Below are 12,964 nucleotides of genomic sequence, written 5' to 3'. Positions count from 1 at the left end.
GCTCATGAAGGAGAAGTTATCTGCGTTTCACGCCACCATACTAATCTATATGACTCAAGTCGGCGTAGTCAGCTTCAGCCTTCCCCGAATGCTTGCCCAGCATTTTGGAACGAACGGTTGGCTTGCGATATTCATTATGGCGGCCTTTGCATTTCTAAACACGGCGATCATTGCTGTTGTTTATCGGCTGTCCAAAGGGAAATCCGTCTTTGAAACGCTAGAAAGGTCGATTCCCAAAATCGTTCTGTTCCCGATTTACCTTAGTTTATGCTGTTTCTGGGTAACGATCGGCTGTTTGGCCGCGAAGGAGTACATATTTATCTTTCAAATTATCGCCTTTCCTTCGACCCATCCGATGATCTTTATGTTTATTTTTTGTGTGCTCGCCTATTTATTAATTAATAAGGGAATTTACAATATTGCCAAAGTTTCGACCGTTTTTTATATCATCACGGTGTGGATCCTTTTTTTGTTCTTTTTTTACTATCATGACTTTAAGTGGACCCGGCTTACGCCTTTCATTTTTCAAGGTGGAAATCCGGACAAAATCAAAGGGTTTTTCGATGTGTATCCAGCTTTTCTCGGATACGAGCTGACCCTACTGCTTTTTCCATATGCGGACAAAAAAACGCATCTCATGCGGTCGGCATTTATAAGCAGTGGGCTGGCGACCATCGTGTATGCGTTCATTGCCTTCGTCTCTTTTGGCTTTTTCGGTTTGGGCTATCTGAAGGTGCTGCAATACCCGATTCTCGTCTTGTTTGCGTATGTTCACCTTCCGCTCATTGAACGCATTGAGAATCTGCTTTACGGTTTTCTCTTGTTTACAACCATGATCACGACGGTGATGAACAGCTGGGCTGCCGTTGAGGTCGGGAAAAGGATGTTCCCCAAATTAAAAAACGTCGTATTAAGTTTTTTGATCATGCTGTTCGGTTATGTGATCTCCATTATCCCGAAGGTGCTGATGGAGGCCCAGAGGTGGCTGAATTACGCAGCTTACATCGAAACCGGTCTTGCTTTCGGCTTCCCGATTGCTCTGATCTTGTTGTTGCTTATTCAACGAAGCAGAGGTGAATTCCAATCATGAACAAAAGATGGCCCGGATTGTTGTTGACCCTTGCCATGCTTACGGGATGCGACGATCAGCACATATTGGAGAGAACCGGATTTTGCCACACGATCAGCTACGATCTTTTGCCGGACCATAATTTTAAAATCGGACTGAGCGTACCCAAGGCAGATCCGAACTCCAAGACGGACCGGGAGGTGCTGCAAGCTATCGCCCACAGCAGTAAGGACTCACAACCGAAATTGGTCAGACAAACCAGTTTGCTGCTGGTTAACGGACAGCTGCGGAACCTTCTCTTCAGCCTGCCTTTAGCCGAGGGCGGTCTTTTGGACCAAATGGATACACTGAGCCGAGATCCATCGATTCCGCCTAAAGTCAAGATTACTCTGGCTGATGGCGATGCCTATGATTTGCTTAAAAAAAATTACAAGGAGCACCCCCGAACCGACCGGTACATTTATACTTTGCTGGAAAAGGAGGCGGCGTATCAAACGGTGCCTGAGGCTACCCTGTACGAATTCATACGGGATTATTACGATGACGGAATTGATCCGATCGCTCCCATCATCAAAGACGCGGGAGATACGATTACGGTCTCCGGCGTAGGACTGTTTAGAGGGGACAGATATATTACCAGGATCAAACCGGATGATTTGCACATATTGGCTTTGTTACGACATAATCTGCGCCATGCGGATATGACGATCCATCTGGCCTCGGAAGGACAGCACAAAGAGCTGATCACCTTCAACTATTTGAAGAGTGACCGGAAGATCGATGTTCTTCGCGACAAGAGCGGCAAACCCGTGGTGATGATTCATATCAAGGCGTCCGGATCGGTGCTCGAGTATATCGGGAAATTGAAGCTGCACAGTGATGCGGACCGAAATACATTATTGCAGCAGGCAGCCAGGCATCTGGAGAGCAGAGCGGATGAAATGATCAAGTTTATGCAGGATAACAAGGTGGACAGCATCGGGATTGGTGCTTATGTGCGCAACAGTATGAGTTATGCGTCCTGGAAGAAACTTGACTGGTATGAAGAGTATGCTCATCTTACCGTGAAATGCAAGGTCGATTTAAACATCGTCAACTCTGGACAAACCCTCTAGAAGCGGCTATCTGAGGCAGGGAAGGGGTTATTCTGAAAGACGAAAAAAAGGGGGTTGACACCAACCGTATTTAAGCATAGAATTGTCTCATAATCAAATATCTCAAATTAAAGACAAATGAATTTAAGGTTTTTGAAGGGTGGGAATCGGATGCAATCGACATGCAAAAATAAAGCGTACCTGGCGTTAATGCAGACTTCTAAAGAAATCCAGGAATGCATTAGAGCCGAGCTGGCGAAAACCGACCTTCACGTTACGGAATTTTCAGTATTGGAAGTCCTCTACTTCCATGGCAAGCAGACGATCCACGAAGTGGCGCAGCGCATTTTGGTGTCAAGCGGATCCATGACGTATGTGATCGATAAGCTGGAGCGTAAGAACATGCTCAAACGGGTACCGTGTCCTGACGACCGCCGGGTAATCCATCTGGTTCTTACCCCCTACGGGGAAGCGTTCATGCAGTCCATCATGCCGAGACATCAGGAGCGGGTGGAGCAGCTGTTCGGATCGCTGTCTGAAGAGGAGTCGGGAACCTTCGTACAGCTGCTCGGAAAAATCAAGCATCAGCTTCATGTACAGGTTTAATCATTCGATCTAAAATAATGAAGATCACGGGAGGAATTTAAAATGAGTAAAAAAACGATGGGAATTCACCATATTACAGCTATTGTGGGTCATCCGCAGGAAAACGTCGATTTTTATGCCGGCGTATTGGGGCTTCGCCTGGTAAAGAAAACGGTCAACTTTGACGATCCGGGTACCTATCATTTGTACTTTGGCAATGAAGGCGGCAAACCGGGGACGATCATTACATTCTTCCCTTGGGCAAACGCGTATCAGGGCAAAATCGGCGACGGCCAGGTTGGAGTCACCTCTTATGTTGTGCCTGCCGGTGCGATGTCCTTCTGGGAAAAACGGCTGGAGCAGTTTCAGGTTCCTTTTACAAAAACGCAGCGCTTTGGCGAAACGTACTTGACGTTTGACGATCCGCACGGACTCCATTTGGAAATCGTTGAGCGGGAGGAAGGGGAGCCTAACGCCTGGAGCTTTGGCGGCGTAACTGCGGACGTTGCGATCAAAGGATTCGGAGGCGCGACCCTGTATTCTGCGCATCCGGAGCAGACGGCGGAATTGCTGGAGAACGTGATGGGTCTGGAACTCATCGGCAAAGAAGGGGATCTGGCCCGGTATCGCTCTACTGCGGATATCGGCAACGTCATCGATCTGAAGCTGGCCTCGGCAGGCCGCGGTCAGATGGGGGTCGGAACGGTTCACCATATTGCCTGGCGGGCCAAAGATGATCAGGATCAGCTGGACTGGCAGAGCTATGTTGCTGACAACGGCTATCACGTGACGCATGTGCGTGACCGCAACTATTTCAATGCCGTCTACTTTAAAGAGCATGGGGAAATCTTGTTTGAAATTGCCACCGATCCTCCAGGATTTGCCCACGACGAGTCTTTGGAAACGATGGGACAGCAGCTGATGCTGCCGGCGCAATACGAACCTCATCGCGCTGAGCTTGAACGGGTTCTGCTTCCGTTTGAAGTCAGAACACTGGACTAATTGAAGGGAGGGGCAACCCGCATGATATCCATCGATCCCAAAGCCCAGAGCGAAAGGGATAACTACAAGCTGCTGATTGGCAGCATCATTCCCAGGCCGATCGCGTTTGTAACGACGAAATCACAGGATGGCGTATTGAACGGAGCGCCGTTCAGCTACTTTAACATCGTGTCCAGTAACCCGCCGATGATTTCCCTGTCCATTCAGCGGTCAGGCGGCGAACCTAAGGATACGGCCAGAAACATTCGCGACCTCCAGGAGTTTGTCGTTCATATCGTGGATGAGCAGAATGTTCGGCTAGTGAATGAAACCGCGGCCAAGCTGCCTCCGGACCACAGCGAAATCGAAATAGCCGGATTGACGCCCGTAGAAAGCACCCAAGTCTCTGTTCCGGGCGTCGCCGAAGCCAAGATCCGGATGGAGTGTGTGCTCGAACAAGCACTGGAACTGGGCGGAACGGGCTCTGACGGATGCGACTTCATCATCGGCCGAATCGTTCAGTTTCATATCCAGGAGGATCTGTACGAGAACGGCCGAATCAACGCCCGGCGTCTGGCTGCGGTTAGCCGGCTGGCTGGCAACCATTACGCGAGGATCGGGGACATATTCACGATTGAGCGCCCGCAGTAAGTTTGCTCGAATGGAATTGATAAAATGGCGGTGCAGGGGGTTATCCCTGCGCCGCCATTTTTGACTTCCAATCGGTTGCCCGCCTCCTTTGGCAAATTACGGGCAAGCGAAGTGATCCGATCACAAGGCTCACCTTCTGGTTATAGGATTGTGCCCATTCTTACCGGGTGTCGCAAAATGGTCCTTGCCTTCTCCGGAGGGGTGCTCATGATATCGGAAATATAAATTTCATGATGAAGCCCGTTTTGTACCAGGTTATGGTCCTTCATAAATGCCTCAATCAAATCCACGGTTTCCTGCTCCCGATCATAGGGGCCGTTATGCATCATTTGCACGCATTTACCCTCATTGATCGTTTCTAGGACGATAGACTGAATGAGCGGATTGTCCATGCTCGCATTTATTTTGGTCCTCTCCCAATGGTTCTCCGTCACGTAGTCGGGAACTCGTATGAGCAGTTTCCAATACCATTGCTCCATGGGCACTTCCCGAACAGGCTTATTGCCGTCCACCCACCAGAGCCCCTCCAGAACCGGCACGATAAAATCTTTGCCTTCCTTCATCATCAGTGATTTGACTCCGTATGCGGAGGTGTGAAGTGCTTGTACAGCAGCCAGGTGGGCAGATCCACCAGGGGCACCCTGATCGGAAATGGTAAGATAAAGGTTGCTTTCAAGCTCAATCAGTTCGGGGTGATCCGGAGCGTGATAATACTTGTTGTCTGTAATCATTAGATTCATCAATGTTTGCCTCTCCTTTCGTTTAAGGTGCAGTGACATTGTACTATACCGTTTACGACATCATTATGTCATGAACGGTTTGGGTTTTTTAGGCCAACGTTTTGTGTTTTAATGAGTGTGTATTGAACTAAAGAATGAAGCGGAAATGGGGGACAAGGGCCTTGAAAATCGACAGGCTTCTTGCTATCGTGACGCTGCTGTTGGGGCGCGATAGAATAAGCGGCAAGGAACTCGCCGAACGTTTTGAGGTATCGGTCCGAACGATCTGCCGAGATATCGACGCAATCAATAGGGCAGGTATCCCTATCGTATCCTATACAGGGAACGCTGGGGGTTACGGACTGATTGATCATTATAAACTTGATCGTCAACTGCTGACTTTTGAAGAACTGTTCGTGATTGAGACAGCCCTGAACGGGATGCTCTCCTCACTGGATGATCAGAAGATCCAACTGTTAATGGATAAGGTACAAGCTCTTATCGTAAAAGCGGAACGGGATCAAATGCAGGAGCATAGGCAGAAAATGATCGTAGACTTTAATCCATGGGGGCACGGACGATCGGAACAAGACATTATAGAACAATTGCGCGGTGCCATTAAGGATAACCTGATGGTTGAATTTGATTACCCAAACACGATTGGCGAATATCATGCTCGCAAAATAGAACCGATGACGATAGCATTGAAAGGTTATCATTGGTACGTGTACGGGTATTGTAGGACTCGAAACAATTATCGAATCTTTCGATTATCCCGAATAAACAACCTGCGGATTGCCTTAGAGAGCTTTGTTCGCCGAGATAAAACGATCGAGGACTTCGAGGATTTATGGAACGATCGCGGTCCGGTTACTCATTTGGAGTTACATTTTCAGCCGCAGGTAAGAACGAGAGTACAGGACTACTTCCAAGCGGAATCGATCACCCATTTACCTGACGGCTCGCTTCAAGTTAAAGGGGAGTTTCTGGAGGATAGTTGGCTATATGATACGATTCTAAGTTTTGGGCCGAATGTTCTCGTATTGGAACCTGAACACATAAGGGCAGAGATCGCCGATCGAGTACGCAGAACCGCTCAATTATATGATAAATGATTTAACTCCTAACCATTGAAAAGACGTGACCGGATTGGTCGTTAACAGCGACCAGCCTTCCAGTACACGTCTCACGCTTTACCATGACATGCTGCTCAAGTGAGGTTCACGATGGCTCGGCCCCGCATACGGCCTTGAAGAATTTGAGTCAACGCGTCCGGCAGATCGGACAGCGCAATCTCGTGAACGACGGAATCGAGCATTTCTTCTTCCGGCAGCCACTCGGCCGCGATCCGTCCCCATACCTTGCGCCGGAGCTCCATAGGGCACTGCACCGAGTCAATGCCGAGCAGATTAACGCCGCGTAAAATAAACGGAAGCACTGATGAAGCGAAGTCCATTCCTCCGGTAAAACCGCTGACTGCGACAGAGCCTCCGTAACGGACCGATCTTAGGACATGAGGCAGAAGAGCCCCGCCTACCGGATCGACCGCACCGGCCCATCGCTCCTGCTGAAGGGCGCGTCCTTCAGGCAATTCCAGCTCCTGGGGCGAGATGCATTCGGCGGCGCCTAGTTTTTTTAAATAATCGGCTTCAGCGCTTTTGCGGGAGCTGGCCGTCACGTCATAACCCGACCGCGCCAGCATGGCGACGGCCCAGCTTCCCACGCCGCCGGTGGCACCGGTCACGAGCACTGGGCCTTGGCTGGTAGCCAGTCCGTTCTCCTCCATCCGGTGAATGGATAAGGCAGCGGTGAACCCGGCGGTGCCGACCGCCATCGCTGCCTTCGCCGACATACCCGGCGGCAGGGGCACGACCCAAGCAGCGGGCACCCGCGTCATTTGGCTGAAGCCTCCCGGATGGGATACCCCCAATCCGTATCCTGTAACGAGGACTTCGTCTCCCTCACGGAATGCCGGGTCAGACGAAGCGACGACGGTTCCGGACAAGTCAATTCCCGGAATATGCGGGTAACTGTTCACGATATGGCCTCCAGGGATGCTGGTCAGCCCGTCTTTATAGTTCACGCCTGAGTATGCAACACGGATCGTTACGTCCCCTTCCGGCAGATCGTCCAGCGAATAGCCCCGTACTTCCGGCTTCAGATGTTCCCCTTTCCAATCTACTGTTAATGCTTGATAAGTGTTCATTTGGATGCCGCCTCTCTTAAATAATGATGGATGATTTGCAGAAAATTAAGCTCTAAGCATGGATGCAGCGTCCGGATTCAGCTCGGTCCGATCGAATCAACAAACTCTTTGAGTTCCAGATTAAAGCGCTCCGGCTGATCCCAAAAGACCGCATGCCCTGCTTCTTCATACAGGGATACCCTGGAATGGGGGATGATTTCAGCGGTTCGCCGGCTGGCCTCAAGCTTCACCGTGCAATCCTGGGCTCCGTGCGTGATCCGAACGGGCTTCGTCATCGACGACAATACATCGTCGTTCGTGATCTGCCTGTTAAAGATTCCTTGATGTACGTATGCCGGAACGACCACATTGGATCCGAGAAAGAGATAGTGCTCCTCGCGGGTCAAAGTGTGATAAAACACGCTTTGTCCCAGCCATTGATCCAGCGAGTTAATCCGAACCATCGGTTCGTCAGAGAAGAGGCCCGCCGAAGCGTTCAGCGTGTCGCTTCCCATATCGGCGGTCAAAGCTTCCTTGCCAAGCCGGGTTAAGGCACCCGCAAACAGGACTCCTCCAATCTCGTTCTCCCCATACTCCCGGATATAGTCGAGAAGGGGGATTCCCGCGAATGACCAGCCGACCAATACCGGTTGAATCAATCCCAGCTCCCGAATGACGGCATGAATGTCCTCCGCCCACAGCCGTCCGTCGGCATACCCTTGCGCCGGTTTATCCGATTGCCCGTGTCCGCGAAAATCCATCGTTACCAGGCGGTAGTCCAGGGCAAGCTCCGAATGAATCTGCTTCTTCCAACACAAGCTGCACTGCGATCCGCCGTGCAGGAACAGCAGCGGGCGGCCATGGACATTGCCCGATTCCTCGACAAGGAGCTTAACGCCGCCGCCTCCAGTTACCTTAAAAGACACGGGCTGCCGCAAGTGGTTTAGCATCTGCTTATCGAACGTCATCTGCGATCCCTCCTTATAGTTAGAATCGTATCCTTGTTCGTTCATTTCGTCTAATTTATAATTCGTATATAAATCATGCATAAATGTAATGGATGAGGAGGGGATGAAAATCGAGTGGCAGCAGATTGAGTATTTTATTGCGGTGGCAAAGCTGCAGCATATGACGAAGGCGGCACAGCAGTTATCCCTGTCCCAGCCTGCCTTGAGCCGTTCCATCGCAGGCTTGGAGAGGGAGCTTGGCGTGGCTTTGTTCGAACGGAGCGGGCGTAATCTGGTCCTGAACCGGTTCGGACGCCTTTTTCTAGAACGGGCCGAACATGCTTTTCGTGAAATTGAGCAAGCCAAACAGGAGATCGCGAACCAAATCAATCCCGAGGCGGGTGTGATTTCCCTTAGCTTCCTGCATACGCTCGGAGCTCAGCTGATCCCCAGCCTGCTCGGCTCCTTCCGGGAGCGTTATACCGATATCCGTTTTGAGCTTCATGAGAGCTCCAATCAACAATTGCTTACGCTCATCTCCAATCACGAATGCGATTTCGGCCTTTCCACGCCCGAGCTGCTGGATGACAAGTTCAACTGGCATTTGCTCGGCATGCCCGAATTATTTCTGGCCCTTCCGCAGCATCATCGGTGGAGCAGCAAAAGCCAAATCAGTCTGGAGGAGCTGCAGGATGAGCCTTTTGTCGGTTTAAAGACGTCCTGCGGGTTAAATTTCACCATCAACCAATTGTTCGAAAAAAAACAGATTCGCCCGAACACCGTATTTGAAGCGGACGAATTGGATACGGTGGCCGGGCTCGTTTCTGCGGGTTTTGGAGTTGCCTTGCTGCCGAAGACGATAGGTGTTCAAAATCATCATTTGCACTGGGTGAAGGTCGATGACCCGGCATGCAAGCTTCCGATCGGTGTAGTATGGAAAAAAGACAGGCCGCTTACCCCGGTATCGGAAACTTTCCTTGACTTCATCCGCGAAAAATACCCCTCGATGCAGTCATAGGGATGGTGCATCATCGCATTTTGGAAATACCGCCGCTGATCAGATTCACCTTGACGGTAATGATACCAATGCTGCCCCGATCCAGCTTTAATTGTCCTTTGTTGCTTAGTTCCTGCCATTCCTTGGGCATGCTGCGGTACAGCTTTGCCGACAGGCTGTACACGTCAATGTCCTTCTCCAACCCCTTTACATACGTGTCCATGATCTGATTTTTGACTTCTTTGGCAGCCTGCAGCTCAAGCTGTTGTCGATGAAGGCTTGTGCTCAGCTGCGGAAGCGTACCCTGCATGGAAACCTTGAAATCGAAGACAGGTTTCCCATTGACGGTACGTGGCCGGATCGAAGATTTGATGTTGTTCATGACTATGACGGCTTTGATTTTCTTTTTTTCCTTGATGATCAGGGGCGTTCTTATCGTTTTTTTCTCCGTCCAGCGGAGACCCAGGATATCTTGGGCCGGAAGACAGCTCCGGAACTTCTGATGATCCAGAAAGCATACGCCGGCCATGCTGTTGTTAGGGGACGGCTTCTGGTTGTCGGTCCAACCCGATACGGTTTCCAGGTAAGGCAGATGGACCGTTTCACCTTTTTCTTTCCATTTCCAAATGAATTTGTACATATACAGCGGGGCGACGATGGAGCTTTGTTCATAAGACCGCATCGGGCTGTTCAGCTGCGAGTATATGGCGGACAGTTCGCTGGTTGACGTCGCATTGAGCACCCGCTCCAAGGGTTCCCTGGTGGCCATTGCCCATACGGTATAACGAAACTCGTAATACCGGTCCCATACGTCAAAAACCTGATCGATCAGTCCGTGCTTTAATGCATTCTCGGTAAAGACAACCGACTTCACGTTGCTCCAGACAATTCGCTGCGGACTCGATTCGTACAGATTGAATACCGCGGCGTCGAACGCATCGCCTTCAGCTTTCCCGACATAGGTCTTCTGCTGTTGGGACTGCCCCGATTCTTTTTTTGCAATCCCTCCAAAGTTGACCATTTGGATGTACACGACGACTTTGTCTTTGACATAATCTACGCCTAGTGTATTTACATAGATCATATGATCGATTTCCCTCGTTCCCCAGCAGCCGGTCAGCAGCGTGGAGAGCAGGATCACAGTTAAAATGCATCTTATCGTTCTCATGCCTCTACTCATCCTTTGTTTCCGGATTGGTCGGTGAATTTTCCTTTGCCCCAAGGCATGCGGAAAAGGACCTTAAACCATTCCTTAAATTGCGGTGGGGATAGAGGGGCCAAATAAGGGGTGCCAAAGGATCGAAGATTGACCAGAAACAGTATGAGCGCCATCAGACTCGACAGCGTGCCGAACAGTCCGAGAAACCCGCTGATCAGCAGAATCACCAGCCTTAGCAAGCTTACCACCGTGACTAGGGACTGGTTCACCAGCGTAAAGGTGGAGACGACCGAAATCGCCGTAACGACGATGGTCCCCGGTGCCGCGATCCCTGCGCTGATGGCCGCCTGGCCAATAATCAACCCGCCGACGACCGACAAGGTCTGTCCGAAGGATGAAGGCAGTCTCATCCCCGCCTCCCTGAAAATCTCAAAGAGCAGCAGGCTCACCACGGCCTCCAATGGGACCGGGAGCGGCACGCCTTGCCTGGAGTTGACGATGGTCGCCAGCAGGGTGAAGGGGATCTGATCCTGGTGGTATGTCGTAATCGCCGTCCAGAAGCCCGGCAAAAAAAGCGACAGCATGACCCCGCTTATCCTCAGTAACCTGGTGAAGGCCACGAAGACATTGACGTAATGTGCGTCTTCCGACGTGTTAAGCAGAAGATTAAAGGTCACGGGGGCAAAGACCACCGTCGGCGAACCATTCATCACTAGTACGAATTTGCCATGAAGCAATGCGTTAACGGCGTAGTCCGGCCGGCCCGTATAGGACATTAGCGGAAAAAAGGAAAAGCCTGTCAACGTTTCTTCCAGCTGCGTATTGCTGATCAGGCCCTTGGTACGTACGTGCGTAAGCCTGGAGCGAATTTTATCAAGTACGTTCTTCTGAATTTCACCCTTATGGTACATCAGAAATACCTCGGTCGACGTATCGGATCCGATCGTGAACGCTTCAACCGCCAGCATCTCAGTCTTGAGCCTTCTTCGAATCAAGGCCAGATTGGTGTATGCATCTTCGACAAATCCGTCCCGCGGTCCGCGGGTCGACACCTCTGTATTAGGCTCCTCCGGCTGCCGTAAGGGCGGATCGGCTACAGTCACCGAGTAAATCTGATAAGTAGGTTTGAATAGGAGCAGAAGATTTCCGTTCAGCACGGTTTCCTTGATGGCATTTTCCCGGTTTTTTTCAGGCAGGGCCTGCATGTGAAACGGAACTTTCTGCTGCAGGTTCATCTGGTCGGTTCGAAAAATATCTTCAGAAATGTCCTTCAGCGCAGGAATGATACCCTGCTCCACTTTGTTGACGTCACACAACCCTTGGCAGTACAGCAGCTGAACGCTGTAGTCTGCATTGGATAGCTTGAGGGTTATATTCTTAATATCCGCACTCGAATCGAATAAGCGGGAGACCAAAGCATCAATCGCTGGACCGGTCTGGCTGCTTTTTCTCATCATGATGCTGCTTTCCCCCTTCGCTGGGCCAGCAGGAGGAGTCCAGCCATAATTACCGAAAACGCCAGCACTCCCCACAGCGATATAGGGAGTAAATAGTTTGTCATTATTCGTAGAAATGCCTGATCGCTGATCGGCATGGTCGAGATGAAGGTGATGACCGCGTAAAGGCAGCTAAGCATCCAGGCTTTTCCCTTTTTGCTCTGAATCCGGAATACATCCAGAATGAGAAACATGGAGAGGGATATCCGGATGAACGCGCCGCTGAACCATTGGTACACGCTGAAAAAGTCCAAGTGCTCGATGTAACGGCCGATCGTGAGCAGTCTCCATTCCTCGTAAGCTGGAAACCTCAGCTTGGCCGCTTCGTCCGTCCCGAATTCCGTGATGGCACCGATAAGCGGCCCCATAGTGAGACCCGCCAGCAGAAGTATGATGATCATAAAGGATAGATACGACAGGCGGGTTTTGATGTGATGATGCATGAAGAACAGCATGATCACTTCCGCGAAGCCGGCCCCCACATAGATCACGCCGCTCCAGACGGGCTGCATGCCATAGGCGAGAAGCGGTTTAAGCAAGGAGTAGTCTTTATGCATAGTGTTCGAAAACATGACGAAAAAGCCGAGCAGGATGACAATGGGCAGCAGGATGCTGGACGTATTGGCGATCGATTGGATACCAAGGTACGCGTTGACCACCGATATGAAAAGAAAGATCAACGCAAACACCAGAATCGGTGTTTCAGGAGAAAAGGTCTGGTGAATCCAGTAAACAGTGTCCCGGGTCGTGATCGTGCAAATCGCAAAGAGGTAGATCGCTGCCGCTCCGGCCAGCAGGCGCCCTACAAGAGGATGGTAAGCCTTTGAGACGATGTCAAATATCGGACGCTTGCCGATTTTGCTGATTCCTAAGTGCAGGATGACAATCCACGCCAGCGAGCATGCCGCCGCAACAATTACAGACATCCAGGCGTCCCGATCAGCGGCATCCAGCAGGACCGGGATAATGATGACATGGTTCATCAGCCCCGTGCTGAGCATCAAGATCATGACCGATTGAACGAACGAAATTTGGGGTTTCATGATCCTCATCCTCCTGCTTTGGCAATCTTTCCTTTCTT

13 protein-coding genes are annotated in these 12,964 nt (G+C 50.7%); 7 read left to right on the top strand and 6 right to left on the bottom strand.

Features of this window, described 5'->3' with window-relative positions; translation table 11 throughout:
* Positions 1-4 precede the first annotated feature (4 nt).
* From K2F33_RS30565 to K2F33_RS30545, 5 genes are all read left to right on the top strand, one after another.
* Positions 5-1,090 carry a GerAB/ArcD/ProY family transporter gene (locus K2F33_RS30565; protein WP_263880413.1) on the top strand — a complete coding sequence of 362 codons (1,086 nt, stop codon included), beginning with the start codon at positions 5-7 and terminating at the stop codon, positions 1,088-1,090.
* The gene (locus K2F33_RS30560; protein ID WP_212969255.1) at positions 1,087-2,184 is read left to right on the top strand and encodes a Ger(x)C family spore germination protein; all 1,098 of its coding nucleotides are present in this window, start codon (positions 1,087-1,089) and stop codon (positions 2,182-2,184) included. Before K2F33_RS30565 ends, K2F33_RS30560 begins: the two co-directional genes overlap by 4 nt.
* Before the next feature lie 150 nt (positions 2,185-2,334).
* Positions 2,335-2,769, top strand: coding sequence for a MarR family winged helix-turn-helix transcriptional regulator (locus K2F33_RS30555; RefSeq protein ID WP_076168906.1), 435 nt, complete (start codon positions 2,335-2,337; stop codon positions 2,767-2,769).
* Between the two features lie 42 nt (positions 2,770-2,811).
* Positions 2,812-3,750, top strand: a complete 939-nt coding sequence (locus K2F33_RS30550; protein ID WP_212969254.1) for a ring-cleaving dioxygenase — start codon at positions 2,812-2,814, stop codon at positions 3,748-3,750.
* A gap of 21 nt (positions 3,751-3,771) precedes the next feature.
* On the top strand, positions 3,772-4,380 hold the full coding sequence (locus K2F33_RS30545; RefSeq protein ID WP_263880412.1) for a flavin reductase family protein: 609 nt from the start codon (positions 3,772-3,774) through the stop codon (positions 4,378-4,380).
* A 140-nt stretch (positions 4,381-4,520) separates the two neighbouring features.
* Here K2F33_RS30545 and K2F33_RS30540 read toward each other — a convergent pair whose 3' ends face one another.
* Positions 4,521-5,120: a GyrI-like domain-containing protein gene (locus K2F33_RS30540; protein WP_263880411.1), complete on the bottom strand. Its 600-nt coding sequence runs from the start codon at positions 5,118-5,120 to the stop codon at positions 4,521-4,523.
* A gap of 161 nt (positions 5,121-5,281) precedes the next feature.
* Between K2F33_RS30540 and K2F33_RS30535 the strand changes: the two genes are divergently transcribed.
* Positions 5,282-6,214 carry a helix-turn-helix transcriptional regulator gene (locus K2F33_RS30535; RefSeq protein ID WP_263880410.1) on the top strand — a complete coding sequence of 311 codons (933 nt, stop codon included), beginning with the start codon at positions 5,282-5,284 and terminating at the stop codon, positions 6,212-6,214.
* A gap of 95 nt (positions 6,215-6,309) precedes the next feature.
* Here the strand turns inward: K2F33_RS30535 and K2F33_RS30530 are convergent, their stop codons facing one another.
* Together K2F33_RS30530 and K2F33_RS30525 are read right to left on the bottom strand one after the other, a co-directional pair.
* The gene (locus tag K2F33_RS30530; protein ID WP_263880409.1) at positions 6,310-7,305 is read right to left on the bottom strand and encodes an acrylyl-CoA reductase family protein; all 996 of its coding nucleotides are present in this window, start codon (positions 7,303-7,305) and stop codon (positions 6,310-6,312) included.
* A gap of 77 nt (positions 7,306-7,382) precedes the next feature.
* Positions 7,383-8,252 (bottom strand): alpha/beta fold hydrolase, encoded by an 870-nt coding sequence (locus K2F33_RS30525; protein WP_263880408.1) that lies wholly within the window; start codon positions 8,250-8,252, stop codon positions 7,383-7,385.
* Positions 8,253-8,355: 103 nt separating this feature from the next.
* Here K2F33_RS30525 and K2F33_RS30520 point away from each other — a divergent pair, with 103 nt between their 5' ends.
* A complete protein-coding gene (locus K2F33_RS30520) occupies positions 8,356-9,249 on the top strand; it encodes a LysR family transcriptional regulator (protein WP_167372851.1) in 894 nt (297 codons plus the stop codon).
* A gap of 10 nt (positions 9,250-9,259) precedes the next feature.
* On the opposite strand, the gene K2F33_RS30515 is transcribed toward K2F33_RS30520, so the two are convergent.
* From K2F33_RS30515 to K2F33_RS30505, 3 genes are read right to left on the bottom strand one after another with little or no spacing between them, the layout of a single operon-like run.
* Positions 9,260-10,396 (bottom strand): Ger(x)C family spore germination protein, encoded by a 1,137-nt coding sequence (locus tag K2F33_RS30515; RefSeq protein ID WP_179231892.1) that lies wholly within the window; start codon positions 10,394-10,396, stop codon positions 9,260-9,262.
* An 8-nt stretch (positions 10,397-10,404) separates the two neighbouring features.
* Positions 10,405-11,844 carry a spore germination protein gene (locus tag K2F33_RS30510; RefSeq protein ID WP_263880407.1) on the bottom strand — a complete coding sequence of 480 codons (1,440 nt, stop codon included), beginning with the start codon at positions 11,842-11,844 and terminating at the stop codon, positions 10,405-10,407.
* Positions 11,841-12,926, bottom strand: a complete 1,086-nt coding sequence (locus tag K2F33_RS30505) for a GerAB/ArcD/ProY family transporter (protein WP_263880406.1) — start codon at positions 12,924-12,926, stop codon at positions 11,841-11,843. Before K2F33_RS30505 ends, K2F33_RS30510 begins: the two co-directional genes overlap by 4 nt.
* Positions 12,927-12,964 lie beyond the last annotated feature (38 nt).

The organism is Paenibacillus sp. PSB04 (assembly GCF_025809195.1).
Taxonomy (GTDB): Bacteria; Bacillota; Bacilli; order Paenibacillales; family Paenibacillaceae; genus Paenibacillus_AQ; species Paenibacillus_AQ favisporus.
This window is presented reverse-complemented; position numbering and strand designations above follow the sequence as displayed.

What these genes read in the sequence shown, in the direction of transcription:
- K2F33_RS30505 (WP_263880406.1), bottom strand. Translation starts at nt 12,926, where the DNA reads ATGAAACCCCAAATTTCGTTCGTTCAATCGGTCATGATCTTGATGCTC.
- K2F33_RS30510 (WP_263880407.1), bottom strand. Translation starts at nt 11,844, where the DNA reads ATGATGAGAAAAAGCAGCCAGACCGGTCCAGCGATTGATGCTTTGGTC.
- K2F33_RS30540 (WP_263880411.1), bottom strand. Translation starts at nt 5,120, where the DNA reads ATGAATCTAATGATTACAGACAACAAGTATTATCACGCTCCGGATCAC.
- K2F33_RS30515 (WP_179231892.1), bottom strand. Translation starts at nt 10,396, where the DNA reads ATGAGAACGATAAGATGCATTTTAACTGTGATCCTGCTCTCCACGCTG.
- K2F33_RS30520 (WP_167372851.1), top strand. Translation starts at nt 8,356, where the DNA reads ATGAAAATCGAGTGGCAGCAGATTGAGTATTTTATTGCGGTGGCAAAG.
- K2F33_RS30545 (WP_263880412.1), top strand. Translation starts at nt 3,772, where the DNA reads ATGATATCCATCGATCCCAAAGCCCAGAGCGAAAGGGATAACTACAAG.
- K2F33_RS30525 (WP_263880408.1), bottom strand. Translation starts at nt 8,252, where the DNA reads ATGACGTTCGATAAGCAGATGCTAAACCACTTGCGGCAGCCCGTGTCT.
- K2F33_RS30565 (WP_263880413.1), top strand. Translation starts at nt 5, where the DNA reads ATGAAGGAGAAGTTATCTGCGTTTCACGCCACCATACTAATCTATATG.
- K2F33_RS30530 (WP_263880409.1), bottom strand. Translation starts at nt 7,305, where the DNA reads ATGAACACTTATCAAGCATTAACAGTAGATTGGAAAGGGGAACATCTG.
- K2F33_RS30550 (WP_212969254.1), top strand. Translation starts at nt 2,812, where the DNA reads ATGAGTAAAAAAACGATGGGAATTCACCATATTACAGCTATTGTGGGT.
- K2F33_RS30555 (WP_076168906.1), top strand. Translation starts at nt 2,335, where the DNA reads ATGCAATCGACATGCAAAAATAAAGCGTACCTGGCGTTAATGCAGACT.
- K2F33_RS30560 (WP_212969255.1), top strand. Translation starts at nt 1,087, where the DNA reads ATGAACAAAAGATGGCCCGGATTGTTGTTGACCCTTGCCATGCTTACG.